This is a genomic window from Thermogemmatispora tikiterensis, from assembly GCF_003268475.1.
GTDB lineage: Bacteria > Chloroflexota > Ktedonobacteria > Ktedonobacterales > Ktedonobacteraceae > Thermogemmatispora > Thermogemmatispora tikiterensis.
The window spans coordinates 2,591,324-2,616,371 of record NZ_MCIF01000002.1 but is presented as its reverse complement, the minus strand read 5'-3'; the positions used below and the strand labels follow the sequence as shown (position 1 = coordinate 2,616,371).

20 protein-coding genes and 1 tRNA gene are annotated in these 25,048 nt (G+C 59.7%); 11 read left to right on the top strand and 10 right to left on the bottom strand.

The features are described 5' to 3' along the window. Positions 1–247 precede the first annotated feature (247 nt). Complete coding sequence (locus A4R35_RS10615; RefSeq protein ID WP_112429161.1) at positions 248–1,633, top strand: glutamine synthetase family protein; 1,386 nt, start codon at positions 248–250, stop codon at positions 1,631–1,633. Positions 1,634–1,753: 120 nt separating this feature from the next. Here the strand turns inward: A4R35_RS10615 and A4R35_RS10610 are convergent, their stop codons facing one another. Together A4R35_RS10610 and A4R35_RS10605 are read right to left on the bottom strand one after the other, a co-directional pair. Continuing rightward, entirely contained in the window at positions 1,754–3,454 is a 1,701-nt protein-coding gene (locus A4R35_RS10610) for a phospholipase D-like domain-containing protein (RefSeq protein ID WP_112429159.1), read from the bottom strand. 247 nt (positions 3,455–3,701) lie between these two features. Beyond that, entirely contained in the window at positions 3,702–5,099 is a 1,398-nt protein-coding gene (locus A4R35_RS10605) for an NAD-dependent succinate-semialdehyde dehydrogenase (protein WP_112429157.1), read from the bottom strand. A gap of 279 nt (positions 5,100–5,378) precedes the next feature. Here A4R35_RS10605 and A4R35_RS10600 point away from each other — a divergent pair, with 279 nt between their 5' ends. Further along, a complete protein-coding gene (locus tag A4R35_RS10600; RefSeq protein WP_112429155.1) occupies positions 5,379–6,170 on the top strand; it encodes a class I SAM-dependent methyltransferase in 792 nt (263 codons plus the stop codon). A 44-nt stretch (positions 6,171–6,214) separates the two neighbouring features. Next, complete coding sequence (locus A4R35_RS10595; protein ID WP_112429153.1) at positions 6,215–6,853, top strand: GNAT family N-acetyltransferase; 639 nt, start codon at positions 6,215–6,217, stop codon at positions 6,851–6,853. Here the strand turns inward: A4R35_RS10595 and A4R35_RS10590 are convergent, their stop codons facing one another. Next, positions 6,854–8,131: a cytochrome P450 gene (locus A4R35_RS10590; protein WP_112429152.1), complete on the bottom strand. Its 1,278-nt coding sequence runs from the start codon at positions 8,129–8,131 to the stop codon at positions 6,854–6,856. 307 nt (positions 8,132–8,438) lie between these two features. Between A4R35_RS10590 and A4R35_RS10585 the strand changes: the two genes are divergently transcribed. Next, positions 8,439–9,941 carry an alkaline phosphatase family protein gene (locus A4R35_RS10585; RefSeq protein ID WP_112429150.1) on the top strand — a complete coding sequence of 501 codons (1,503 nt, stop codon included), beginning with the start codon at positions 8,439–8,441 and terminating at the stop codon, positions 9,939–9,941. Positions 9,942–10,363: 422 nt separating this feature from the next. Further along, positions 10,364–11,404 carry an alpha/beta hydrolase gene (locus tag A4R35_RS10580; RefSeq protein ID WP_146747183.1) on the top strand — a complete coding sequence of 347 codons (1,041 nt, stop codon included), beginning with the start codon at positions 10,364–10,366 and terminating at the stop codon, positions 11,402–11,404. Here A4R35_RS10580 and A4R35_RS10575 read toward each other — a convergent pair whose 3' ends face one another. Further along, positions 11,405–12,361, bottom strand: coding sequence for a ribonuclease Z (locus tag A4R35_RS10575; RefSeq protein WP_112429146.1), 957 nt, complete (start codon positions 12,359–12,361; stop codon positions 11,405–11,407). Positions 12,362–12,374: 13 nt separating this feature from the next. Then, entirely contained in the window at positions 12,375–12,557 is a 183-nt protein-coding gene (locus tag A4R35_RS10570; protein ID WP_112429143.1) for a hypothetical protein, read from the bottom strand. Between the two features lie 267 nt (positions 12,558–12,824). On the opposite strand from A4R35_RS10570, the gene A4R35_RS10565 reads away from it, so the two are divergent. Together A4R35_RS10565 and mutM are read left to right on the top strand one after the other, a co-directional pair. Beyond that, positions 12,825–13,499, top strand: coding sequence for a DUF3267 domain-containing protein (locus A4R35_RS10565; RefSeq protein ID WP_189361642.1), 675 nt, complete (start codon positions 12,825–12,827; stop codon positions 13,497–13,499). Between the two features lie 113 nt (positions 13,500–13,612). Beyond that, positions 13,613–14,641: a bifunctional DNA-formamidopyrimidine glycosylase/DNA-(apurinic or apyrimidinic site) lyase gene (mutM, locus tag A4R35_RS10560; protein WP_112429139.1), complete on the top strand. Its 1,029-nt coding sequence runs from the start codon at positions 13,613–13,615 to the stop codon at positions 14,639–14,641. On the opposite strand, the gene A4R35_RS10555 is transcribed toward mutM, so the two are convergent. Continuing rightward, positions 14,628–15,113 carry a hypothetical protein gene (locus A4R35_RS10555; protein WP_146747182.1) on the bottom strand — a complete coding sequence of 162 codons (486 nt, stop codon included), beginning with the start codon at positions 15,111–15,113 and terminating at the stop codon, positions 14,628–14,630. The genes mutM and A4R35_RS10555 overlap by 14 nt on opposite strands. 771 nt (positions 15,114–15,884) lie before the next feature. Between A4R35_RS10555 and larB the strand changes: the two genes are divergently transcribed. Together larB and A4R35_RS10545 are read left to right on the top strand one after the other, a co-directional pair. Continuing rightward, entirely contained in the window at positions 15,885–16,697 is an 813-nt protein-coding gene (gene larB / locus A4R35_RS10550; protein WP_112429135.1) for a nickel pincer cofactor biosynthesis protein LarB, read from the top strand. 104 nt (positions 16,698–16,801) lie between these two features. Further along, positions 16,802–17,110: a KGG domain-containing protein gene (locus A4R35_RS10545; RefSeq protein WP_112429133.1), complete on the top strand. Its 309-nt coding sequence runs from the start codon at positions 16,802–16,804 to the stop codon at positions 17,108–17,110. A gap of 379 nt (positions 17,111–17,489) precedes the next feature. On the opposite strand, the gene ftsZ is transcribed toward A4R35_RS10545, so the two are convergent. Together ftsZ and A4R35_RS10535 are read right to left on the bottom strand one after the other, a co-directional pair. Next, a complete protein-coding gene (gene ftsZ, locus A4R35_RS10540) occupies positions 17,490–18,995 on the bottom strand; it encodes a cell division protein FtsZ (protein WP_223258291.1) in 1,506 nt (501 codons plus the stop codon). A gap of 608 nt (positions 18,996–19,603) precedes the next feature. After that, on the bottom strand, positions 19,604–20,101 hold the full coding sequence (locus A4R35_RS10535; protein ID WP_069802887.1) for a response regulator: 498 nt from the start codon (positions 20,099–20,101) through the stop codon (positions 19,604–19,606). 510 nt (positions 20,102–20,611) lie between these two features. Here A4R35_RS10535 and A4R35_RS10530 point away from each other — a divergent pair. Both A4R35_RS10530 and A4R35_RS10525 read left to right on the top strand, forming a co-directional pair. After that, positions 20,612–20,685: transfer RNA gene (locus A4R35_RS10530), tRNA-Arg, on the top strand. Positions 20,686–21,141: 456 nt separating this feature from the next. Continuing rightward, a complete protein-coding gene (locus A4R35_RS10525; protein ID WP_112429130.1) occupies positions 21,142–22,413 on the top strand; it encodes a tyrosine-type recombinase/integrase in 1,272 nt (423 codons plus the stop codon). Between the two features lie 204 nt (positions 22,414–22,617). Here the strand turns inward: A4R35_RS10525 and A4R35_RS10520 are convergent, their stop codons facing one another. Together A4R35_RS10520 and A4R35_RS10515 are read right to left on the bottom strand one after the other, a co-directional pair. Next, on the bottom strand, positions 22,618–23,079 hold the full coding sequence (locus A4R35_RS10520) for a hypothetical protein (protein ID WP_112429128.1): 462 nt from the start codon (positions 23,077–23,079) through the stop codon (positions 22,618–22,620). Then, positions 23,079–24,407 (bottom strand): hypothetical protein, encoded by a 1,329-nt coding sequence (locus tag A4R35_RS10515; protein ID WP_146747181.1) that lies wholly within the window; start codon positions 24,405–24,407, stop codon positions 23,079–23,081. Before A4R35_RS10515 ends, A4R35_RS10520 begins: the two co-directional genes overlap by 1 nt. Positions 24,408–25,048 lie beyond the last annotated feature (641 nt).

The window sequence follows — 25,048 nt, the reverse complement described above, 5'->3', positions numbered from 1 at the left end:
GAAATGTATCTCTCCGTTCTATCGTAGTTCAGCAACACCGGTTCTAGTCTAGCATACCTGTTCAAGAGGAAAAGAGGGGGACGTCATAGGAAAGTGAGACAACCCCCCTCTCTTTCGGCCCTTGACGGTCCAGGTCAGGCATGCTACTCTGCAACCAATGCCTCGATACCTCAGCCGTCTGTCTGGCTCCCTGGAGAGAGTCAACGAGGCGCCAGCCCTCAGTTGCTGAAGAAAGGACGGAGATCGAATGGAACTCGCTCAGATTGAGCAGCTTGTGCGCGATGGCAAACTGGAGTACGTCAAGATCGGAACTCCCGATATGGAAGGGGTCTACCGCGGCAAGCGCGTCGATGCCACCTATTTCTTGCATGCGCTCAACGATGGCTTTGCACAATGCGATGTGCTCTTTGGCTGGGATATTGCCGAAAATGTCCTGCCCAATCTCAGATTTAGCAACTGGGAGCGCGGCTTCGCCGACCTGGTCATGCGCCCTGATCTCTCGACTTTTGCGCTGGTCCCCTGGGAAGAGCATGTCGCTTCTTGTATCTGTGATCTCTGGACCGAGGCAGGTGAGCCGGTGAAGCTCTCGCCGCGCTACCTGCTCAACCAGCTCGTTGAGCGTGCGCGCTCGCTTGGCTACAACGTGGCAGCGGCTGCCGAGCTGGAGTTTCGCCTCTTCCGCGAGAGTCAGGTCTCCCTGCGCGAGAAGGATTTCGGGCCAAATCTAACGCCGCTCAACCCGGGCATGAACTGCTATGCTATCAGCCAGGCCAGTGCCGATGATCATTTGCTGGGTCGCATCGCCCGTATGATGCGCGATTACGGCATCGCTGTGGAGGGCTACAATCGCGAGCATGGCCCCGGCATGTACGAGATGAATCTGCGCTATCAACCCGCTTTGGTTGCTGCCGATTACACTATGCTCTTTAAAACGGGGATCAAGGAGATCTGCTATCAGATGGGCTATGCTGCCACCTTCATGGCGAAATGGCATGACCAGGAGGACGGCAGCAGCGGCCACTCGCATATGAGCCTCTGGGACCTGGATATGGAGCGCAATTTGTTCTGGGATGAAGAGGCGGAGGGTCATATGTCGGCGACCATGCGCCATTTCCTGGCCGGCGTGCTGGAGTCCATGCCGGGTCTGATGGCGCTCTATGCCCCGACGATCAATTCGTACAAGCGTTATGTCGTTGGCACCTGGACGCCGCTCAATACCACCTGGGGCTGGGATAATCGTACCTGCGCAGTGCGTGTCATCAACAATAGTCCGCGAGCCATTCGCATTGAGAACCGCGTGCCGGGCGCCGATGCCAATTTCTACCTGGTCTTTGCCGCTATGTTGGCGGGTGGTCTCTACGGTATTGAGCGTAAGCTGGAGCTGGGGCCGGCTCTGCGAGGAAATGCCTACGATCCGGCGACGATCGCCCGCGCCTCTGAGAGCGCTCCTATCCACTCGCTGGCGCGCAATCTGACGACAGCGACCGACCTCTTTGAGCAGAGCGAGGTGGCGCGCGAGTACTTCGGCAACGAATTCGTGGAGCACTTTGCGGCGACACGACGCTGGGAGGTCAGCGAATTTGAACGTGCAGTGACCAACTGGGAGCGCCGTCGCTATTTCGAACTTATTTAACTGCTGCTGGCGGCCCAGGCGCGCAGCTGAGCGTAAGCGATAAGGACGAGCGAGAGCCACAGCACAGTCGATCAGCGCTGTGCTGGCGTGCTCTCCTCGGGAACCCCATCTTCCTTTCCTCTATGCCGTGGGTTCAGAGGGTTTTTCCTGCTCAATCCAGCCTTGAGCTTCATCGCAAGGAAGACCTTGCTCTCTGGCCTCTTCCGCTGTCAGATAGGGGAGGACATGCCCGACCAGCAGCTGGCCAGCACGATAGCGTTCGAGATTAGCGCGCGCTTGCTCTGCCAGGAGAAGTAGCCCTTGCTCACTCTGGCCCAGACGACGCTCCAGCTCCGCGAAAAGATCGCGGGCTCGTGCCTGCCGGGCGGGACGCAAAGGCTGGCGCCCGAGATAACGCAGGAGAGCCAGCATATCCTCGTCGGGAACCAGACCAAGGTGTTCGCCCCATAAGAGAAGGCGCAGGCCACGAGCCAGCTCACTATCTAGCGTGGCCACGTTCATCTCTGCATCATCACGCATGCCCCGGTTGTTCAGATTGGCTGACCCCACTGTTGCCCAGAGATCGTCAACCAGGGCTACTTTGGCGTGGACATAGATGGGACGGTAGCGCACCTGCCCGTCGACCAGGTCGGAAGTAGCCAGTGTCAGAACAAGCAAGCGACCATCCCTGACAGCCTCGGGGGCTTCCTCACGCAGACGCTGCAGACCAGCATCGCTGAAAGCACGGCCCACGTTAGGATGGTCTGGCAGGACCATAACGAGCTGTGCGCCGCGCCGCAGGGCCTCCCCGAGCAGCCGGATATTCTGCTCCATATCGGGGCTGTCTGGTCCGATAAAGGAAATGTTCAGCCCGAGGAAAGAGCGGAGCCAGAAATACTGATTCTCCAAATAGATCAGGCGCTGAGCGTTGCGAAAGGCTGCTCTGTAGAGCTGAGCAATGCCCTGGATTCCTCCCTCTGGGGTGAAGCTGTAGGTATGCTGAGGGATGGTGCGGGCAATCTGTACCACCGTCTGGCTCTGGAGCGGAGGCGGTAGCGGATGCTCCGGTACCAAGAGCGTGGTCTCAAGCTCTTTGCGCTTCACCACATCGTTCCAGCGCTGGCGGAAATTCAACTCGACGTCGGCGGCTGCCGGTCCTTCGATCAGGGCATGGGCGTCATGCCAGGGGTGGGGTGAAGCTGGTTTGGCCAACAGCCGGCGTAGGGGGGTAAAGAGGGGGTGCGGGTGCATATCCCAGCGATCAAACTCACCATCGTTCTCGATCAAGGGATCAATACCACCCACGAAAGCGTAGCGCCCGTCGATCACGCTGGTCTTCTGGTGCAAGGCTTCCGCTGGATGATGGAGCAAACCACGTGAACTATCATCGAGCAGGCAGAGCACGCCGACCGCGCTCAGCTCCTCGTAGGCTTGCTGAGGGTGATAGTGAGAGAAGATTTCCGGGCAGTCCCAGAGCAAGGCTCGTACTTCAACGCCGCGTTGAGCTGCATAGCCGAGGACCGTCTGAAGGGTCAGCTCGTGGTTGCACCAGAACGTGATGGCTTCCTCGCTCAGGCCAGCCAGGCGCAGCTCGGCAATCAGCTCCTGCTGAGCGGGGCTATCGTCAGGTCCGGCGCGCTGATCTCTGCCACGCACGAGGGGCATCGAGGGGGTAATACCCCAGTGAGCAAGATAAATATAGTCTCTGGCCTGAAAGCAGGCCAGACAGAAGGCGAGGAGCGTCGCATGGCCATCAACCAGATAGATCACGCGCGAATCGCGGCGAACCGGCGTGTCGCCTTCAGCCCACCATTGCCGCTCGTCAGCGCTTGCTGCGCTCATTGCGTCACTACCTCCGTCGCTCAAATGGTGCGCCGGACCACAAAGCTCTTCCTGCCGGCAGGCTCCCTGATTGTAGCATTCTCGCGGTAGGGGATGCAAGCCTGGGATGAGTGAGCTACGAAAGCAGAGTGGCGAGAGGGTCTGACCACCCAAAGCTGACGTTGCACATCGTAGCGAGGAGTGGGTCGATCGGGACTTGGTCTTCCATCTGGCGACCCACTCCTCACCCTCGAAGAAGATGGTCTACTTACTGACGAGCGGGTCCAATCCAGACGGTCTGGATATTGACAAACTCGCGAATACCGAAAATCGACAGCTCGCGGCCATAGCCGCTGTGTTTAACACCGCCGAAAGGCAGACGAGGGTCGCTGGCGGTCATCCCGTTGATAAAGACACCGCCAGTCTCGAAATGGCGAGCCATCTGGCGTGCGCGCTCGATGTGACGCGTCCAGATATTGCCACCCAGGCCAAAGGGCGAGGCATTGGCCAGCTCTAGAGCGTGCTCTGCATTGCGAGCATAGATCACCGCGGCAGCCGGGCCAAAGGTCTCCTCGCGGAACATCGGCATCGCCGGCGTCACTCCGCTCACAATTGTCGGCTCGTAGAAGAAGCCGCGGCCCGAGCCGGGCTTGCCGCCCAGGAGCAGGCGCCCGCCCATCTGCAGCGTCTCCTCGACCTGACGGCGCAGGGTCTCGCGCAAATCGCCGCGGGCCAATGGGCCAATCTGTGTCTCCCGCTGCAGCGGATCGCCCATGCGCAGCCGCGAAGCGGCCTCAACAAAGCGGCGCTCAAAATCGGCGGCCACCGACTCCACGACGATGAAGCGCTTGGCGGCAATGCAGCTCTGGCCGGTGTTCTGGAAACGTGAACGCGCCGCCCATTCGGCAGCGGCATCGAGATCGGCATCCTCCAGGACGATGAAGGCATCGGAGCCGCCCAATTCCAGGACATGCTTCTTCAGCGCGCGCCCGCTGGCAGCGGCTACCTCCATACCCACTTCGGCGCTGCCAGTGAGGGTCACAGCGGCAATGCGCGGATCGCTAATCAGCTTCTCTGTCTCGGAGCCGCGGACCAGCACTGTGCGGAAAACTCCCTCGGGAAAGCCACACTGGCGGAAGACGCGCTCGATCTCCAGAGCGCAGCGCGACACGTTGGAGGCATGCTTGAGCACCGTCGTATTGCCCGCCATCAGCGCTGGCGCCGCAAAACGGAACACCTGCCAGAAGGGGAAATTCCAGGGCATGAGCGCCAGGACGACACCCAGGGGCCGGAAGGCCACATAGCTCTCGCTGGCACTGCTCTCGGCAGGCTGATCAGCCAGGAACTGCTCAGCATGCTCTGCGTAATAATCGCAGCCCCAGGCACACTTGACGACCTCTGCCTCGGCCTCAGCGATGGGCTTGCCCATCTCCAGGGTAATCAGGCGCCCCAGCTCTTCCTTATGCTCTCGCAGATAGGTGGCAAGACGCTGCAAGAGAGCAGCGCGCTCCGAGAAGCTGATGTCCCGCCACTGCAGGAAGGCACTCCGTGCCTGATCGAGTGCTGCGTGGATCTGCTCATCCGTGAAGAGTTCGAAGGTTTCCAGTACCTCTGCGGTTGCCGGGTTGATTGACTGGATGGTCGGCCTGGTCGATTGGATGGTCATCGGCACAACTCCCAGGGAACGAAAATCAAGGTCTCCTCTCGACTGTATTATATCATCCCCCGGGCACCTTCCCGATCGCTTGCTCTCTGGCCACCAGCTAAAATATTGCTATTGCTATCTCTATCTTTCTGGAATATTTGACATATTGCCATGAGTATGGTAAAATTCTCCAAACGATTGGTAAAAATAAACCCAATGGTAAGAATCTTTTTGCTACGCTGGGCGGAGAGCGTTAATGGCGCCCTGCTAGCAAGGGTGAGCTGGAAGGAGGACCGATCTATGCTGACTCAGCCTGGTAGCCGGAAGCCGGATTATGGGATCGATGCCCCCGGAGTGGTGCGTGTGCTCATGCTGGGGGGAGTGCTCCTTGGAGGGGTGGCCTTGTGGCTGCTGATCGCTCTGCATCTGATCTGGCTGGCCATCTGGTGTATTGTGTGGGCCGGCGTCTGTCTGGGGGAGGCTTTGGCCATGCTCTGGACTTCGCGTGTTGGGAAGCTCTGGGAAATTCGACGTATGCTTGATTGCCTCGTGCTCTGCGGCGATGAAGAGGTGCTTGATGTCGGCTGTGGGCGAGGCATGTTGCTCATCGAAGCGGCCCGTCGCCTGCGCAGCGGGCACGCCACTGGCGTTGATGTCTGGAGCGCGCGCGATCAGAGCGGCAACAGTCCTTTGGCGACCCAGGAGAACGCACGCCTGGCCGGCGTGGCGGAGCGTATCAGCGTGATCACCGCTGACGCCCGGCAGCTGCCTTTTCCGTCAGAGCGCTTCGACGTCGTCGTCTCCTGTCTCGCGCTGCACAATATCCACGGGCGGGAGGAGCGCCATCGAGCCTTGCGCGAAATGCTACGGGTACTCAAGCCGGGTGGAAAGATTGCTATTCTCGACCTTGCCCATGTGAAGGAATATGCTCGCGATCTGCAGGCTCTGGATGCTGGTCAGCTCGTCCTTGGACGTCCCTCATGGCGCGTCTTTCCTCCCCTGCGTATGCTGCTGGTTCGCAAGCTGCCAGCCTCGGGAGAGGGCGAGGCTACTGCGACGGCATCTGAAGCGCAGGGAGATACTCTTGCTTGAGACTGGCTGAAGAAGATTGCGAGGAGTGAGGAGGAGCCATTGCCATGAAGGCCCTATTGCATGGCCTGAGACTGGCCTCCCCTGATCTGGCGGACCGCCAAGAACTGCGACGGCTCTTCGCGGTCTGCGGCTGTGGTCTCTACGATGCTGACTATGGAGGTGAGCTGCTGCTCACTGCAGAAGAGAGCTGGCTGGTCAAAACTTGTGAGGGAGAGCCGATTGCCTACGCTGATCTCCGCAGCCAGAGAGTAAATCAAGAGATCGTAGGCACTGCCGGTCTGGCCTGCCTGCTGCGCCTGCTCCTCCATCCTGACTATCGCCGTCGAGGTCTGGGTACGCTCTTACTCCGGCTGGTAGAGGAGCAGGCTAGCCGGCTGGCCCTTGCTCTCTTCCCTCAGCCGAGGGACGTCACCTATGTCCCGCTCCTGCTCGGGACGCCGATACTGCTGAGACGGGACCAACGGGGGGCGCTGCTCTTCTTAGAGCGTGAGGGCTATGCTCCTCTGGCCTTTGGCTGCCGACACTGGCCGCAGACAGAGGCAGAAGCCGGTGCGAGTAGTCCTGACTTGCTGGCTCTTCTGCCTCTGCCAGTGCGGCCATGCCGGCCTCTGGCCATCTACGCCAAAGAGATCGCTCTATCGCTGCCAACGGTGCTCTCCGCCGCTGCCGCGCGAGACCTATAGTTAGTCTTCTGCTGCTGCGGTTGCTCCTGTCGCTGGCAAGACCGAGGCAAACGTCACTGGCAGTGCCTTGATACCGCGGAAGACCAGAGACGGAAGGCGCTCAATCTGCTCTGTCGCCAGGCACAACTGTGGCAGGCGTCGAAGTATGGTCGTAAAGGCAACCTCCGCCTCCAGGCGCGCCAGCGGGGCCCCAAGGCAGAAGTGGGGGCCGTGACCAAAGGCCACGTGGCGATTGTCAGTGCGACGGAGGTCAAGTCGGTCAGGATCGGGGAACTGCTCGGGGTCGTGATTAGCCGCTCCCAACACAGTCAGCACTTCCTCGCCGGCTTTGAAACGTCGCCCTGCCCATTCGACGTCAGCTGTAAGGCGACGTGAAGTCAGCTGCACTGGACTGTCGTAGCGTAAGAGTTCCATCACCGCCGTCGGCGCCAGACTGGGATTCTCCCGCAGTAACTGAAGCTGCTCGGGATGCTGCAAGAGGGCATAGAGGCCATTGCCAAGCAGGTGGGTTGTAGTACCATGACCGGCGGCGAGCAGCAGGACGCAGTTCCCGAGCAGCTCCTCCTCGTTAAGGCGGTCGCCCTGCTCCTCAGCCAGGATCAGCGCCTGCAAAAGGTCATCGCGCGGAGCCGTGCGCCGCTGCGCGATCTGGCGCCTGAAGTAGGCTAGAAAATCTGCGATGCCGCTCAGGGTTGTCAGCAGCTCCTCGAAGCTTAGATGGCCGCCATCCAGCAGCCGGCCGAAGTCCTGTGTCCAGACGATGAACTGGCTGCGGTCCTCGGGCGGCACACCGAGCATCTCGGCGATCACGATGGCTGGCAGCGGGTAGGCGAAATCGGCGACGAATTCCATCTCGCCCTGGTCCTGCACCGCATCGAGCAGCTCGTCGACAAGACGCTGCACACGTGGGCGCAGGCTCTCGACCATGCGCGGCGTAAAGGCCCGCGCTACCAGGCCGCGGAGACGCGAATGATCGGGAGGATCGAGAAAGAGCATCTGGCGCGAGACAGCCCGCAGAGCAGGCTCTAGCTGAGGACGCAGTTCCTCTGGCATCCAGGCCGTTTCGACTGGACCCCAGGCCGATGAGAAGCGCGGATCACGCAACACAGCTACGACATCAGTGTAGCGCGTCAGCACCCAGGCGTGCATCTCCTCGTCCCAATAGATGGGATCGTGCTCGCGCAGACGGTGATAGAGAGGGTAGGGGTTAGCCAGATATTCTGGCCTCTGGACATCGCTCAGCGTAAGACGCTGGTGACCGCTCTGGTGATCTTGCATGACCGTTGCTGCTCCTTGCTGCACAAGCTGCCACTCGTAGGGAAGCGAGAACGAGTAAGACACGGAGCGTTTGTCGTCAGGCCCCGGTCTGTTCATCCTTACTTTCCTTACACCCTATCACAGCGCCCGGGCCGAGGACAATGCTATCTCTCCTCTTCCCTGCGATAGCAGTCTCTGTCAGTTCGAGGCCGCCTGTGGAGAAACCTTTATGAGTCCGTGCCTGGCATTAACCAGATCTTGACAAATTTTCGCTCTCTAGCAGCAACAACTGCCGTATATAATACTAGACAGTAATTTGAGGGGGATCATGCGGGTCTTGCTTATTGGGGTGGATGGCCTGACGTTGCGCATTGTCAAACCGCTGATGGCGCAAGGATTGCTTCCCCATCTGCGGCAGATCTACGAGGGGGGAGTGCACGCCTTGTTACGGGCGCCGCTACCGCCAGCGGCGACCACGCGTTGGCAAGCTATCCTGACAGGTCTTCCACCGCGGCGGCAGGGCTTGACTCCTGGTGACGGCGAGTACGATCGCTGTCTGCTTGAGACAGTTACTGAGCCGCAGTCGGCTTCACGGACCTTGCACGAGCTGGGGCAAGGCGACAAGGCGCTCTGGAGCCTGCTCAGCGCCTGGGGGAGGCGTGTCTTGGTCGCTAATGTCCCCGAGACCTATCCGCCTCGTCCCCTCAATGGTATCATGCTCAGCGGTCCGCCGGCGCCACCATTCTATGCCGGCCTCGCCTATCCACCCGACTTCGCCTCCAGGCTGCTGGAAGTCATCCCGAACTATCAGCTCACTCCTACCTGGCGCGGGCTGGCGGCCTGGCTCGGAGAACCTCTGATGGAGATCCGCCGCCTCTTGGAAGAGCGCTCGGCTCTGCTGGACTTGCTTCTGCGTGAAGATTGGGATTGCTGTCTCTTTGTGCTCCATGAGATTGATCTGCTGCAACATCTCTATTGGGACCGCGTGCTCGATCTCCAGCGCGAGGTAGTTGCTTGCTATCGCCTTCTGGATGAGCTACTTGGGCGAGCGCTGAGCGTCTTACGGTCGTCCGATCTCCTGATCCTCCTCTCGCCTTACAGTTTCCAGGGCATCAAGCGCACCTTCTATCTGCAGGAATATCTGAGACGCTATAAGCCGGACATGCCTGTTCAGGATACGCTCGTCCAGCAGAGAGTCGACTGGCCTGCTCGTCGCAGGAAACTACGGTTGCTGCCTCACCTTCCTGCGCAGCGGCGCTGGCGAGTCTGGCGACTAGCGGCACCTCCTGCAGGGGGGGGCGAGCCGCCTTTGGCGGGTAGCTCTCTCCTATTGCTCCCGACCTCATCACCGCTGGGGGGCTATGCAGCTATTGCCCTTGCCGATCACCTCACGGAGAAGCAGATCGAGGAGTTCATGGCTGATCTGCAGGCCCAGGTCGATCCTGCAACGGCCTATCCAGCCATTGGAGACCTTTACCGAGACGAAAGCTGCCCGGGAAGTCACGTGCCGGCCTCGGAGCCGGAGCCGACACTACCTGGAAAGCCAACACGACGTCTCATACTCCTGGCCCATGATGGGATCATGCTCTCGCTGGCCACAGGGCCGCGGCAGCTCTGGAGCGCGGGCGAGCCATGCTGTGGTATGCATCATCCAGACGGACTGCTCTGCCTCTATGGGGCGGGCCTCCAGCGGTCCGTACTCAGGCCCGTGTCTGCCTATGACATCGTCCCGACCATCCTGGCGGCGCTCAATATTCCTGTCCCTGCGCAGCTGGTAGGCCGCCCGCTCATTGGTGCTGGGGCGCCCCTTGCAAGCCCGTTCTCGATATAGTATCATAGCTAATGAGCTAATTTAGAAGTAAGCAGGATTGCAAGAGCAACCTCAAACTGCCCGATTTACTGCAGCGGCAGGCGAATGACACCAGACAGCACGCCGCTGCCTCTATTTCTCTCTGGGGTGGGTAGGCTATGGCGGGGGGTTCATCTACGTAAAGAAAGCGTGCACCGACTCGCTCGCGTACGCCTGGCTAGTGTAAGGTGCTTTTTTCGCCTTTTGCCTGGCTTAGGTATACCCGGCTGCGAGGGGAGCACCGGCTCACCTGAGCAAGCGAGGGGCCGATGAGCCTGCGGCCTGGGATGCGAGTCGCAGCGTCATAGTGAAGGTATGCTAGTGAGCTCAGCTGTCCCTCTGGGCAGACGTGATCTTGTCCCTCTGGGCCAATCAGCTAGCGAGTAGAAAGGTTGGCGGCCTCTGTGCTAGAGTTAAGCAAGATTCGTGTAGGCAAGCCTTCTTTGAAGCAGCTTTTGGTTGGCGGCCTGGGGAGCGTCATCGGAGTGGCAGGATTCATCGTCACAGTAGCAGTCTATGTTGTTGAGACCCTGATCCGTCCCAAGAAAATCGTCAGTTTTGCAGACCTCTACAAAATCTCCCCGTTTGAGCTTGAGCTGCCTGCCGAGGCGGTGACCTTCCCGGCGTCCAACAGCGACCACCTGGTCAATGGCTGGTACATTCCCTATCCCGGGGCCACTACGACTATTCTGGTCTGTCCTGGCTACCGCTCGGGGATGGCCGACGTGCTTGGCATGTGTGCCCACCTCTGGAAAGCCGGCCATAATGTCCTCGTCTTTGAGTATTACGGGCATGGACAAGAGGTTGGCAAACCGGTCACCCTCGGCTACCGTGAGATTAATGATTTCATGGGAGCGGTAGCCTATGCCAAGGAGCGTGCTCCTCATGCTCGCCTGGGGGTCATTGCCTATTCGATGGGGGCTGCTGTAGCCATCATGTGCAGCGCCCACTGTCAGGATGTAGAGGCAATTGTCGCTGACAGCTCGTTTGCCACTCACTGGAGCGTCATCGACTATAACGTTCACCGCGTGCTTCACTTGCCGGCTGCCCCTTTTACCTGGGTGGCCGATTATCTCCTCTGGTGGCGCGCGGGCTATCGTTTTGACCAGGTGGCGCCGCTGCGTGATATTGGCAAGATCGCGCCGCGTCCCATTCTCATCATCCACGGTGGCAAAGATTCGCTGGTTGACCCGCGCGATGCTCCACTCCTTTACGAGGCAGCCGGCGAACCAAAAGAGCTATGGATCGTGCCCGAAGCCGACCACTGCGGCGCCTACTTTGCCGACCGGCGCGCCTACGTCAGCAGAGTGCTCTCCTTCTTCGAGGAGCATTTAAAGAAGGCACGCCCTCGCCTGCAGCTCGTCGAGGGTGAAGGAACCGGGACGATGCTGCCAGGGCCTGCTGAGCGCGCGGAGGAAATCACAGGCCTCTCGGAGGCCAGCTAATTAGTCAGCAGGTTCAGCTGACTGCGAGCGCTCCTGTTGCTCGCCGGGGGCGGGCGGATAGCTCAAAGTCAGAATCTCTCCATCTCGGGCGGCCCGCGTCGCGCGGAAAATGCGCCGGGCCGCTTTTTCTGCGCTGGAGGGATCATTGATCTTAGGGCTGAAGTGAGTCAACAGCAATGCACGGGCGCTGGCCTCCCTGGCCAGGCGTGCCGCCTCCTCCGCCAGCATATGAGCGTGAGCACGGGCCAGGGGAAGATCCGCCGGATCGTCATACATGCTCTCACAGATCAGCAGGTCAACGTCGCGGGCGAAGGCGCTCAGCCTGGTCGTCGGGCGCGTATCGGTGATAAAAGCCAGAGAGATGCCGCGCCGTGGAGGACCAAGCACCTGATCCGGAGTGATGAGCCGTCCCTCGTACTCCACGCTCTCGCCGTGCTGTAGGCGAGACCAGTACTGGACAGGCAGGCCCAGCGCTTGAGCGCGCTCCACCTGGAACTGGGGACGACGTGGCAGCTCCAGGCGATAAGCCAGACAAGGTATGCCATGCTGAGCGGGGGCGCAGGAGCCTTGCAGTCCTCCAGGCAGGACCAGACGCTCACCGCCCTGCAGCTCCTGCACATGCAGTGGGAAAGGAAGATCTCCCGCAATGCGCAGCAAGCCTTCTACTACATAGGCCGTACCTGGTGGACCATAGAGCTGCAGCGGCTCCGTACGTCCAGCGTGGGCCACCATAAAGAGTACTCCTGGCAGCCCTGCCACATGGTCGGCGTGCATATGTGTCAGGCAGATGGCCCCGAGCTGACGAAAGCCCCAGCCCAGGCTCTTCCAGGGGATCTGTGTCCCTTCACCGCAGTCCAGCAGCGTGAGCGAAGCGCCGCAACGTACCAAAGCGCACGAAAGCCAGCGTCCCGGTAATGGCATCATGCCGCCTGTTCCCAGCATGCAGATGTCGATCATCGTCCGCTCGCATTTACAGATTTTTCTGGTAGGCCCAGGCCAGCCCGAGGATGAAAAGAGAGATCATCAGGTCACTGCTGAGGCTGAGAGTCACCACAATGAAAGGAAAGCCAGAGATGATCATCACCGTGGCCAGCAAGAGCCAGAAGACGAGCAAGGCACCTGCCAAATAGGCGAGGGCAGGAATTCGCCGCATAGGTTGCATCCTTTCACGCCATTTCCCTCGTATGGTAGCACGCCCGGATGGCCTTTGCAACCGGCATGGCAGCAGTCCGCGCCGCAGCCGAGGCGAGAGGAAAGGAACTGAGTCCAGCAAGAGATTCTCTCTCCTTGTCTGGCGACCTCCTCTATCTGCTGGCTCTGGACCAATAGCTGTGATATTATCAATCAGCAGAAGCCTGGTCTCGGGCAGGATCAGGGGCCTGGCCAGTAAGAAAAAATACTGCAAAGAGCAGGCGCAGCTGTGAGAGTTATTGATCGCTTCCATCCTCAACGACGTTACGAGCTTCAAGCTGCTCTCAACGCGGGCCTGGCGCTCCTGCGAGGGGAGGCTTCTCTGTTGGAGCCACCCTTGCTCTACCCTCTGACCTTGCTGAGTTTTCTGCTCCTTCTCATCGGGTTGGTGGGCTTTGGGACCCTGGCTATACTGGCGCTCGTCTGGCGGCCTCTCCACGGCTGGTCTGTAGGGAGCGCCGATCTGCTGGACCTGCTCATCTGGCTGGGGATCAGCGGCGTCGTTTACCTGCTCCTGTTACCCCTTCATGAGCTGCTGCATGGGCTGGCCTTCCGTTTCTGGGGAGGACAACCCTATTATGGAGTGCGCTTCCCTGTGGCCCTCTATTGTGGAGCGCGTGACCAGCTCTTCCGGCGCAACCAGTATCTTGTTGTGGGGCTGGCCCCCTGTCTGGTCCTCTCCCTTCTCCTGGCTCTACTGATGTTCTGCTGGCCGCCGGCAGCTCCTTACCTGGTCCTGGCTGGGGCTGGACATCTCTCCGGCTGTGCCGGTGACTTGCTGGCGGTCTGGTTGCTCTTGCGTTATCCGTCCCACCTTTGCGTCGAAGATACAGAAGCGGGCTTCCGAGTATGGGAAATTTTCCCTCTTCTGTCCGATCTCGACTCCACGATCCAGAAAGACTGAGGCATACTATGCTGCGGGGGCAGGGAGTGGCGGACACGAAGCCAGGGGCTGTCTGTCCCGCCCGAGCGACTTTGCTCCCGGCAATTTATGCACCACGCAAGTGAGTAGCAATCATGCCAGAACTACCTGAAGTTGAATATACGGCGCGTCAGGTTCGCGCTGTCCTTGTTGGAGCCAGCATCGCTGAAGCACAGGTTTTCTGGGGGCGGAGCATTGCACGGCCCGATCCTGACACCTTCTGTCAGGAAGTCGCCGGACGACGCATTGAGGGTGTGCGTCGTCGCGGCAAACTGCTTCTGCTGGATCTCAGCGGCGACTATCTGTTGACCATCCACCGGCGTATGACCGGTAACCTGCTGGTCCTATCTCCCGGCTGGCGCCTTGACTGTCAACTCCTGCAACAGGACCGGGCGTCGTGGGACCGCTTGGGGCCAGCCTTTGTGAATGAGAGCTATCAGTGCCGTTGCCTGGAGAAGCAGCGAGGGGAGCGGGAGGAAACCCTCTGTCTGCTACATGATCAGCCATTCTACTGTCGTCTCTGCTTTACCTTAGCCGATGGGAGGCTCCTCCTCTACAACGACCTGCGCAAATTTGGTAAGCTGGCCCTCTGGCCTCGTACCCAGGAGGCTGAAGCTCTGGCTGGCCTGGGTCTTGAACCGCTCGACCCGGACTTCACCAGCGAACGGCTGGCCGTGCTGCTGCAAGGAAAGAAACGACCTATCAAGCAGGTACTACTAGAACAAACCCTGATCGCTGGCCTGGGGAACATCTACGCCGATGAAGCCCTCTTTGCGGCAGCCATTCATCCGCTGCGCCGTGCCGACACACTCAGTTTCGAGGAAGTGGTCGCCCTACGCCAGGCCATCGTCGCGGTGCTCCGGCTCGGTATCGAACATGGAGGAACCTCCTTCAACGACTATCGTGGCCTCTGGGGAGAAGCCGGCAACAACTATGCCCATATGCAGGTCTACCAGCGTACCGGTCAGCCCTGTCGACGCTGTGGTACAGCGATCCAACGCATCAGCATTGCCCAGCGTAGTACCCATTTCTGCCCGCGCTGCCAGCCAGCCGACCGACCAACCAGCCAGCCAGTTCTGAGTCCTGTAACCGGCGTGCTCGGCAGGCACATTACTGAGGTGTAAAGAAAGCCGGGCTGCAGCGCAGGCTAGCAGGCCCTCCCGGGATATTGGTAAAGGTCACGTCGACCGTCGCCGGAACGTTGCGCGGCTGCCGCCCAGCCAGGGAGAGCGTGAAGCGGACGTAGCCGCCCTGATCGCTCGTAGGCTGTTGCGTCAAAGGAACGTCTCCGCTGCTAAAATGGACCACTGCTGTGGCTGTAGCTCCTGCCACGCCTTGCAGATTTTTTGTCAGGCGAGCATAGATGGTAATCACCGCGGTTGGTGACGGGGCGTTGTTGGAGGCCCAGGCGCCGCAGCGATAGGGCGGCACTGTGGGCAGGGGCGAAGTGCTTGCCTGGAAGGCGGGATTAATGGTCACCGTCGCCGCCGGAGAAAGCTGGTTAGCCGTTGGGCCGCAAGCGCTCAACAGGAGCAGCCAGAGCATAGCCCACCCCGAGAGCAAGGCGCCCATGCGCTTATATCCAGATCTGCTCATACAGGTTGTCACCCTGAACCTCTCTCACAAGGCATCGTGGTTGTCCCTCCGGCCCGGGCGGAATCCAGCAAAGCGGCGAAGCACGGATCTGAGCGATCCTGCTCTGCTCGCTCAACCGTCCTGCGATGTTCACTTGATGCTGACAGGCAGGATACATCTGAAATGGGGATCTGGCAAGCCCATTGCTGAGGGGCTGACCCGACTCTCTCCCCTGGGCAGGCAGGAGACGCCCAGCGAGTGATAGATGATGAGTCGCTGATGTCCTACAAAACCTGAGAAGAAGGATACTTCACGTAGAAATATAAAGCATCCTCCGGCCCGGAGTAGCGGTTACTGGCGCGACTCCATAGCACCTGTTAGAAATAGACCACATTTGGAGGTGCGAGTACATTATATCATAGACAGGTAGTATAGGAGAGCTTGCGCCCAGCCGGCTTGGCCGGCAGACGCTGAAGCGAGAGGACGCTTGATGGAAAGCGGAGGAGAGCAAGAGCAGGTTGATCCTCTTGATAGAGTCAGTCCGTCTGGCTGCTGTCCATCTGGCGTTCTGTGCCACTGTCTCATCTGGCGACTGGCCAGGTCTGTGGTCGTTGTTGGGGGGCGAAGGTTCTCCTGGGAGAGATGCTTGTCCAAAGGTCCTGGTGGCCCTGGCGGTTCTGGTGCTGGCATAATTGCCTTGTTCTTTCTATCGAGATGTGTTACACTACTGGGCGTTGGAGAATTCCTGGATAGGAAGACAATTATTTTGCTCAATCAGGAGTGTACATTTCCATGAGTCATCGGTCTGACGAACAGTGGGAGCTGTTCGCGGAGCTGGAGCGGCTGAGCGAAGGGCCGGAGGCGCGCACGCGAGAGGTATCGAAGCCAGGGCCGTCGAGTGCGCAGTCCGAACCGGTCACGATTCGTCCTGACCCTGGTCGCGAGCGCAGGAAAGGAGCGCCGGAAGTCATCTTTGGGGAGACCAAAGAGACGGCGCAGGTGATTGCCATGGCCCAGGCGTTGCTGGCTGGTTCAGGACGAGCGATTATCAGCCGCATGCGCTCAGAGACGAAGGAGGCACTCCTCGACGTCTTTCGTGACTACACCATTCGTCTGCGCGAAGCCGCCAGAGCGATGGTCATCTCCAGGCCCGATTTTGTGCGTCCCGACACGGGGGGGCACGTTGGCATCATTACGGCGGGCACCTCCGATGTCCCAGTAGCGGAGGAGGCGGCCCTCGTTGCCGAAGAAATGGGCTGCCGCGTGACCTGTATCTATGACGTGGGGGTGGCAGGGCTGCACCGTCTGGTTGGCCCTCTGCGCGACCTGCTCTCGAACGACGTAGATGCGATCGTGGTGGCCGCTGGCATGGATGGGGCGCTCCCTTCGGTCGTGGCAGGACTGGTTCCTGTCCCTGTCATTGGCTTGCCCACTTCGGTTGGCTATGGCCTGGGCGGCAAGGGCATGGCCGCCCTGCTGTCAATGCTGCAGACATGTGCGCCAGGCCTCGCCGTCGTCAATATCGATAACGGCGTCGGCGCGGGCATCACCGCGGCCCTGATCGCCAACCGTGTGGCTCAGGCTCGCAAGCATCCCTTGCGCTAGCTAGAAGGCTGCGAGATTTCTGTCTCTCTCGCTGGGAGCAGAGACTGTCTCGCCGCGTTGTTGGGTAAACGTGGAGTTTGAGTGAAAGAGAGGCGGGACCTTCTATGGCGAACAATAAACGCGGACCGGAACCCGGATCGCAGAAGGCCAAGCATGGCGGTCAGGCTGTGCGCGAGAAGTATGGTACGGAGTTCTACGCACGAATTGGTAAGAAGGGAGGCGAAGCAGTCAAGCAGAAACGCGGCCCTCAGTTCTATTCTGAGATCGGTAAGAAGGGCGGAGAGTCGACGAAGCGTCAGCAAGGCTCGGCTTTCTACTCGCGCATTGGCAAGAAGGGCGGTGAGCGGGGACGTGCTGCTAGCTCCGCCGCTGCTCCAGCTCAGACCCAGGATGAGAGTAGCTCCAACTCTTAGCCTTAGCATTGCTGGTTTCGCCTGCCGGGCACCTCAGAGAGACAGTGGCTTGGCGTGTCCGCTCTCGCCCGTGTCAGGCGGACGTGAGATGAAGAGTGTAGACGCTTGAGACGTTCGGCAGGCCTGCCGACGAAGAGGCTGACGCACAGGAAGAGCTGGCCTGCGAGGGGGCTGGCCAGCTCCTCTGAACTCATCTCAATGGCCGCCTTGTGGTCGTTGAGAAGGGTGCGTTCTTTCTGCTTGGTGGACTACTTCACTCAGCTGCGCTCTGCTTCCGCTGACTCCCATGAACAGACAGGGCTGTCCTGAACGGCTCCATCAGATGCCCGGATGAGAGAGAAGCCGCTCTCCATCTGGCCCGGAGGCTTTCCTCTCCGTCCTAGCGACGGCGCAAAAAGGGGGGCGCGCTAATCTCTCTCTCCTGCTCCAGCCGCTCCTGGTAGCGGCGCGCCAGGCTTCGCAGGCCACGGAGATCTTCCAGGCTGCGCTGCGGGCGTGGCAGAGCCGGCGGACGCAGGGGTGTGGCCGAGGCGGCTGGTGTCCCCTGAGACAGGGAGGGACGCGGCGTCAATGGTGGCATGGGAATCATCTGGTGAGAGGCCCGAGCCGGCTCGGGCGTCCCTGCGCCGTTGCTGGCTTGGGCTGGCGCCTGCAGCTGAGCCGGGCGTGGCGCCCCTGAAATCAGCGCTGGTGTCTGAGCCGTGAGTGGCTCTCCCATACCGGCAGCGATCAGGGTCACGCGCAGGCTATCCTGCAGCGTTGGATCGATGACGGCTCCGAAGGTAATGTCTGCCGCCTCATCGACCACACCCCGGATGCACTCGGCCACCTCGTTGACCTCAAAGAGCGTCAGGTCTTCGCCACCACTGATATTGAACAGCACGCGGTGCGCCCCCTTGATCGTCACATTCAGAAAACCACCGGCGATAGCCTGCTGAGCAGCGATCTGAGCGCGATTGCGGCCCTTCCCCTCACCGATGCTCATGAGAGCGCTGCCAGCATCGCGCAAGACATTACGCACGTCGGCGAAATCAACGTTGACCAGCCCTGGCACGTTAATGACCTCGGCGATTCCCTGCACTCCCTGGCGCAGTACATCATCGGCAACCTTGAAGGCTTCTGCCAGACTGCGATCGCGTGTGCTCGACATCAGCAGCCGATCGTTTGGAACAGTGATCAAAGCATCGACCTCTTTGCTCAGCTCGGCCAGACCCTCCTGGGCCACGCGGCGGCGGCGGGAGCCTTCAAAGCTGAACGGAAGCGTCACAATGCCGATCGTCAGGGCGCCCAGCTTGCGAGCAATCGAAGCCACCACCGGGGCAGCTCCTGTACCGGTACCGCCTCCCAAACCGGCGGTGATAAAGACCAGGTCAGCATCCTTGAGGGCGGCGCGAATCTCCGCCGCGCTCTCCGTTGCGGCGCGCATGCCTACAGCCGCGTTACCGCCTGCTCCTAAACCCTTAGTATAATGGTAGCCCAGGCTAATCCGCAGTGGGGCCTGTGACAGCTCCAGCACCTGCGCATCCGTATTCATCGCGATGAAACGCACGCCCCTGACATTCATATCAATCATGCGATTCACCGCGTTGGTACCTCCGCCGCCTACACCGGCCACCACAATATCAACATGGCGCGGCTCATCGCAGCGCTCCTCGGCGTCGGCAGGCGCCTCAGTAGCAATCATCTCCTCTTCCGTATCCCGCTGCTCCCAGCCGGCCAGGGTGTGCTCCTCCCGCATATCCTCTCCCACCTCTACCTCATGTCGGAGTACGGCCCAGCGGTTCGCCTGCTCATCGTAGAAGTCTGACCCTTCGTTCGCCGCCTGCCCCTGGCGGTCCCAGGGCCTCCCTCTCTCGTATCGATCGCCATGAGATATCGACTGCATGCGGACCCCCGTTTCTCTTCTCTCTGTGAGCGAGCAGCCCTTATCTGGGTGCTGCGATGAGCAGGTAGTATGTTGCCGAAAGGCGTTCTAAGCGCATTGTAGCAAGTGTGTCAAGGGATGGCAAGACGTTCCTTCTTCTTCAAAATGCGAACCCTCCCTATCAGATATTACGGAGAGCATGGCCGGTACGTAAAACGGAGAGTGAAAAGGCCGCTTCTGTCTGCCTGTGAGTTGGGGACTCGGGAGCGCGCTGATGAGATGAGCCAGGCGTCAAATCGAGCAAGTGGATAGCGATGGCGTATAGGATAGAGGAGCGGAAGGAAAAGCCCGAAGCGGTGCGGGCCTGGCTAGACGAGCATGAGACTGGCTCTCCACTTGTCTCCTTGCTGGCTTACTTACTTGCCTTGGCTTGGCTTGTCAGACAAAGGGAAGACAATCCCCTCTCGCTCTGCTCGGATCTCGCTCTGCCTCGGGCTCTCGGCTCGCTCCTGTAGAAGGACTACTGATGAACGAACGAGTTGACCCTGGTGCGGGCGACGGGAAGCCGCCGCCCGACGCTGCTGCGGAAGGCGCGGGTCAATGTATGGCCTGGCTGCCAGCACTATTCATCAGGATTGGGCGCGTACCAATTGCTGCTGTGATGGCTGCTGTTGGGGCGGCTGAAACGGCTGGAACGGCTGCTGAGCGCGGGCCAGCTGCTGCTCTTCGCTTGTAGCCAGGGCGTGGGTGATCACGCGGATCACGCGCCGGATGTCCATTGGCTTGCGCAGGGGATGGATACCGCGCTGCTGCAGCTCCTCATAGGGCAGGTCGGCGCTCATCATGATGGCTGGGGTACCGCGCGTCTCCTCCATCTCCTGCAAGCGATCAAAGACCTCCAGGCCGTTGATGTCCGGGAGCTTATAGTCGAGGAGCAGAAGGCAGGGACGGAGGCGCTTGGCCTTCTCCAGGGCGCAGGAGCCATTATCGGCAAGAGCCGCCTGGTAGGGGGTTTCACTGTTAATAACCTCCTCCAGAAACTTGCCGAAGTCGGCATCGTCCTCGACAATCAAGATAATAGCGCTGCGTGGGCGTTGGGCTGCCGGCGGAAAGACAAGCCCTGACATTGTGTACTCCTTCCCTTTGTCTCTGTCAGCTCAATGGAGAGAGAAAGGATCACCGATAACTACATTGTAGTCTAACGGTTATTCCTGTGGATAGGTGACATGATCGCGACATTGAACCGCGACACCCCTTCTCTCTGTAAAGCATACCATCATCATGCGGACCTGCACTCTGAGTCTGCGCGCTCTGCTTATGAAAGATGTCCTATCTCTCTTTCCATTCTACCTCGTGTCCTCTCAGCTGGGTGGGACTGAGTGATGGCCCGCGGCAGCTCAGGAGTTCAAGCCGCTCAGGGTGGGGAGGGGACAAACAAGTAAGCTGGCGTCCGCTTACCCCCGTTCCAGTGTACCTGCTTTTGACTAGCATAGAGCAGAAAACTTTTTCTGGGAAGGGGGCAGGGAACAACTGGCCCTTCCTAGGCTCTGGTCATTGGTCTGTGCTCCCTCTCTGCAGAGAGAGAGGGAGGGAGGGACTTGAAGATTGGTGGGGAACTATGCTATCATGGAAGCGCTGCACCTGTAGCTCAATTGGATAGAGCGCTTGACTTCGGATCAAGTGGTTGCGGGTTCGAGTCCTGCCAGGTGCGCCTTCCTTCCAGAACCACCGTCTCAACCCGCTTCTCAAGCCCTGCGACGCCACGCAGAGGAGGTGAGCGGCTGAGATGGTGGTCTGCAAGACGGGGTTTCCTCCCTCCAGCGACCACTTGCCTCCCTGCTGCAATGACCACCTGCCTCGCTCAGCTGTGGCAGACACAAGTGTTTCCTCTTTTTGGCGACTGTGACCACCTGTCTGCCTCAACTGGCAACCACCTGCCTCCAGGGGAATCGCTCTCAGCGTCCCACCTGGTTCCCGTCGCGTTCCCTGATGCTTCTGCCCGGCTTCTGGCCCCGTTCTGGGAGCTGCCCCTCGTGCTCTGCTATGGTTGCTTCTGGCAGGCTCTTGCCTGTCCTGCCCAGAAGCGGTTCCTCTCTGAGCAGATCAACAGGCGGGTTGCTGCACGGCTGAAGATGAGCAAGCACGATAGAAAGGAGCGAACTTTCTGATGGATGCACCCTTTTCTTCCTCTCTCTCTTCTGACACCTTGCAAGTCCTGACTCCGCGGAGACAAGTGCGGCGAGGAGGATCTTCGCGTCTCACCGAGCAGCGGGCCATAGCCCAGCGTGCCGAACAGGACCGCAGGAAGGCGAGCGAGCGGAAGCGAGATCGGCGGGAGCAAACCGTCGCAGAGCAAGCCACGCGACCGATAGAACGATCAGCACGCCGGCAACGTGGGTACCTCATCGAAGATCTCATCGAGGCCTATCTACAGGATCAGGCCGGAGGGAATCGCAGTCCCAAGACGATTGCATGGCATCGAATCTCACTGAAGCTGCTGAGGGTTTTCCTGCGAGAGCAGCAAGGCATCGAGACCATTGAGGCAGTCGAGGCGGCGGACCTCAGCGCCTGGTTCCTGCATTTGCGCACCACTCCAGGAAAGTATGGAAAACAGCGCACTGCGCGTACAGTGCAGTCATATGCCCGCTCTATCCGGGCCTTCTTTCATTGGGTGCAACGCCAGGGTATCCTGGAAGACGATTTGTTTAAGCAGGTAACCTTCCCCAAAGCGGGTCGCCCCCTTGTCCAGATCATCACTGAAGAAGAGTTTGAACGCTTACTGCAGGCCTGTACCCCTCCCGGAAAGAGGGAGATTGGCCCTCTGGCCGATCGTGCCAGGACACGCAATCAGGCCATTTTATGGGTCCTGTACGATACAGGCATCCGCGTCTCGGAACTCACCAGCCTGTCCCTGGGAAGGGTGGACCGTAAGAAAGGAGTGCTCACCGTGCTCGGGAAAGGATCCAAAGAGCGAGAGGTAGCGATGGGGCGGAACTGTCAGCGTTATCTGTACTACTATCTGGATAACTACCGCCCGGGTGAGGAAGAACTGGCTGAGTGGGGCAATGCCGGGGACGATCATGTCTTCCTGTCAGAAACGCGCTCGCCTCTCACCAAAGACGGTATGGAGATGCTCTTTAAAAGGCTCAAGAAACGCTCCGGGATCACAGGGAAGCGGGTGAGCCCTCACATCCTGCGGCATACCTTCGCCGTTAATTACTTGATGAACGGCGGTGACATTTTTAGTTTGCAGCAGATTCTCGGACATGAGGATATCGCAACTGTGCGTCATTATATGCATATGACCAATGCAATGGTGCAAGATCAAAAGCGCAAATACAGCCCAGGTGACCACCTGTCGAAGCACATGCCGGGACCGCGTGTGACCAGACGCCGGGGTTTCCGGGCGTCACGGAAGCACCACCAGGAGCCCTCCTGAGTGTGCCAGCCTCACCTTCCCTGGCGCCTGTCAGCCTTGGCGGAGCTGCGAGAGAAGCTGCATCGTCAGCACATCGACTAGAGCGACCCCGGTAAACTGGAATCCACTCCGATCTGGCGTTCGCATGTACCAGCCAGCAGGCCAGGCTCTTGCCCAGCGAGTGAGATGATAAACGAGCAAGAAGCCTGGCTCCTTTCATCCTGATCAAGTTGTAGCTGTGGGCTGCTCTAGGAAGTTAGCCAGACTCACTCCTATTCCTAGCTGCTCCAGGTCCTCTCCCAGGGCTGGAGCCATCTGTGGCTGCTGCAGCTCCCTGTGGTTCGCTGCCGAGGCCTTTCCTTGCCCAGCTCTTTCTCCCTCGGGTCTTCGGGCAGCATTGGTGCCATAGGGGAGCTCTCCATGCTCGATGAGAAGATCAATAGCTGATCCCAGATGCCGTCGCAGCGCTCGCGCCAGCGCAATGGCATCCATCCCGCCCAATCGCCCCTGCGCATCTGGGGCAAAACGAGTTGCTTCGACCAACAACCCCGTGACCAGGGCCTGCCGAAGCAGATCGGCCAGAGACAGATGTGTCTGCTCTGCGAGGGCCTGCGCTAGCTGGAGAGTCGCTGGTGGTACGTTCCGTAGGGAGATCGGTCCTTTGGGTTGCTTTGTGGTAGCTTTCATCAGTGGTCTTCCTCGTCGCGAGACGCTGTTGCCGCGCTCAACCGTTGCTGGATTCGCTGTTGGGCTGCTGCCTGAGCAAGGAGATAGCCTCCCGCTGCGTTGAGAACAGCAGCGAGTTCTCGGGGCACAATCAGCATGCTTTCCTGGGCTCGTCGTTGCCCCAGAAGCGTGCGAAGCGACCGTTCGAGCAGGATTGTTCCTCCTCCAGTACACATCACGAAGGTCTGCTCTTCCTGGAGCAGATGCCGCAAATGCGTCAACAGTCGCTGAGCACGGGCCTGGATGACGTCACTCACAAGCGAGGTGACATCCACGCGCCGTCCTCCTCGCAGCAGCGTGCCGCTCACGAGGACCTGCTGAGCTTCGGTGTCTGACAGACGTATCCCAGGATAGTGACTGCGGAGGTGCTCCCGGACCGCACGGGCCAGGGCAATTGTCCCCTCATCGAGCAGCGTGGCCTGCATGCGCAGGCGCGGTCGGCCATCTGGATGCGGGTCAATCGTCACCGTGCACCGGTGGAGCTGCCCCCCTCCAATGTCCACGGTCACATGTCTGACGACCTCCGTTGGCAACGCCTCTCCTGTGGGACTGTAGTACCAGGCGACAAAGGACCCGAAGGTTTGGGGATAGGGCATCACGTCGACAAGCCGGAGGCGCCACGTGTTCGTTTGGCCTTGCTCATCGGTGCGCTGAACTAGCCGTGGTGTCTCCAGCAAAGGACGCAGTGCCTGGAGCACCGTCGGATGCACACTATTCCTGGACAGCTCCTCGTTGGGGAGCCCCAGGCTAACAGAGAGCCTATACTCACCCTGCCAGTTCTGCCCTGGCCGCCCGTAGCCGGCTGCCTGCAACAGCTCGGCGAGGCAGGCAAAGAAGAAGTGTTGCCAGCGTCGATCGAGCAAGCGCTCGGGACTCATCCCAATGGGCAGGCTCTCCACCGTGGTCGCTACCTGCAACGCCTCATTGCCGATCCAGAATGGTTCGGAGGCATCTACTTGCCACGTGGGGATTTCCTCGCCGACGCGCATCACCTCAGCAGGAGCATAGGCCGTGGAAATCCGGCGGACGGTCAGCTGGGGGAGCTGAGCGTGCAAGAGTGCACCTTTCAAGGCATCGTTGCCATTGTCCACTGCTACGAGGAGCGCCGTTCCTTCAGCGTGCCTGTCTCGGGCTGCTGGGGAGGCATCTGGCTGGTCCGAACGAGGCAGGAACGCCAGAGGAAGCTGACGCACCATTCCCCCTCCAGTTTCTGAAGCTCCCAGGGGCTCCTGACGGCAAAGTCTAGCAAGCAGCGAGGATGGATGCATGGGAAGGTCCATCAGTTTCATCGATTCTTTCTCCTCTCTTGTTGACAAGATGACGACCACAGTGTGTAGGATGACGACAATGTGAGGCAGAACCGGCCTCCAGCCAGTATCTGTGACGCTGATTGTCGTCGCTTTGCCTTCAGAGGAAGGCGTCATGGATGCATGCTGGCGACATGGAATGGTACCCAGCGATCCAGAGAATTCCCCCCGAGCCTCTGGACAGCACCGTATCATACGTAGAGAAATTATGCAAGAGAGGCAGATGTTCATTACTCAAGAGGAAGCTGACCGCACAGCAACTGAGGCCAGCTGCTCTTCCTCGCCTCTGTATATTTTCCCCGGTGTTTCCACTCCTGTTCCCCAATCGTTCCAGCGGCAGACGGTGAACGTTCCCCTTCTGTCCCTGGCTCATCCCGGTTCTGTCCCTAAAAGATGCGAGATGCTTCCTGAGAAAGCGATTCATCGCTCTCCTGCTCTGGTCTCCTGAAGCGCATACACTGGAAGAAAAGCTGTTTCTGTTCCTCGTGAGAAAGGAGAACAGGTGCATCATGCTTTATCGCCCAACATGGCTCCTTGTCCTAGCTGCGCCCAGAAGCCGGTCCAGGCAGTTCCTGGTGCGGTTGGTCTTGCTTATCAGTGCAATTGGCAGCTTCCTGCTCTGG

What these genes read in the sequence shown, in the direction of transcription:
- A4R35_RS10615 (WP_112429161.1), top strand. Translation starts at nt 248, where the DNA reads ATGGAACTCGCTCAGATTGAGCAGCTTGTGCGCGATGGCAAACTGGAG.
- A4R35_RS10610 (WP_112429159.1), bottom strand. Translation starts at nt 3,454, where the DNA reads ATGAGCGCAGCAAGCGCTGACGAGCGGCAATGGTGGGCTGAAGGCGAC.
- A4R35_RS10605 (WP_112429157.1), bottom strand. Translation starts at nt 5,099, where the DNA reads ATGACCATCCAATCGACCAGGCCGACCATCCAGTCAATCAACCCGGCA.
- A4R35_RS10600 (WP_112429155.1), top strand. Translation starts at nt 5,379, where the DNA reads ATGCTGACTCAGCCTGGTAGCCGGAAGCCGGATTATGGGATCGATGCC.
- A4R35_RS10595 (WP_112429153.1), top strand. Translation starts at nt 6,215, where the DNA reads ATGAAGGCCCTATTGCATGGCCTGAGACTGGCCTCCCCTGATCTGGCG.
- A4R35_RS10590 (WP_112429152.1), bottom strand. Translation starts at nt 8,131, where the DNA reads ATGCAAGATCACCAGAGCGGTCACCAGCGTCTTACGCTGAGCGATGTC.
- A4R35_RS10585 (WP_112429150.1), top strand. Translation starts at nt 8,439, where the DNA reads ATGCGGGTCTTGCTTATTGGGGTGGATGGCCTGACGTTGCGCATTGTC.
- A4R35_RS10575 (WP_112429146.1), bottom strand. Translation starts at nt 12,361, where the DNA reads ATGATCGACATCTGCATGCTGGGAACAGGCGGCATGATGCCATTACCG.
- A4R35_RS10570 (WP_112429143.1), bottom strand. Translation starts at nt 12,557, where the DNA reads ATGCGGCGAATTCCTGCCCTCGCCTATTTGGCAGGTGCCTTGCTCGTC.
- mutM (WP_112429139.1), top strand. Translation starts at nt 13,613, where the DNA reads ATGCCAGAACTACCTGAAGTTGAATATACGGCGCGTCAGGTTCGCGCT.
- A4R35_RS10555 (WP_146747182.1), bottom strand. Translation starts at nt 15,113, where the DNA reads ATGAGCAGATCTGGATATAAGCGCATGGGCGCCTTGCTCTCGGGGTGG.
- larB (WP_112429135.1), top strand. Translation starts at nt 15,885, where the DNA reads ATGAGTCATCGGTCTGACGAACAGTGGGAGCTGTTCGCGGAGCTGGAG.
- A4R35_RS10545 (WP_112429133.1), top strand. Translation starts at nt 16,802, where the DNA reads ATGGCGAACAATAAACGCGGACCGGAACCCGGATCGCAGAAGGCCAAG.
- ftsZ (WP_223258291.1), bottom strand. Translation starts at nt 18,995, where the DNA reads ATGCAGTCGATATCTCATGGCGATCGATACGAGAGAGGGAGGCCCTGG.
- A4R35_RS10535 (WP_069802887.1), bottom strand. Translation starts at nt 20,101, where the DNA reads ATGTCAGGGCTTGTCTTTCCGCCGGCAGCCCAACGCCCACGCAGCGCT.
- A4R35_RS10525 (WP_112429130.1), top strand. Translation starts at nt 21,142, where the DNA reads ATGGATGCACCCTTTTCTTCCTCTCTCTCTTCTGACACCTTGCAAGTC.
- A4R35_RS10520 (WP_112429128.1), bottom strand. Translation starts at nt 23,079, where the DNA reads ATGAAAGCTACCACAAAGCAACCCAAAGGACCGATCTCCCTACGGAAC.
- A4R35_RS10515 (WP_146747181.1), bottom strand. Translation starts at nt 24,407, where the DNA reads ATGAAACTGATGGACCTTCCCATGCATCCATCCTCGCTGCTTGCTAGA.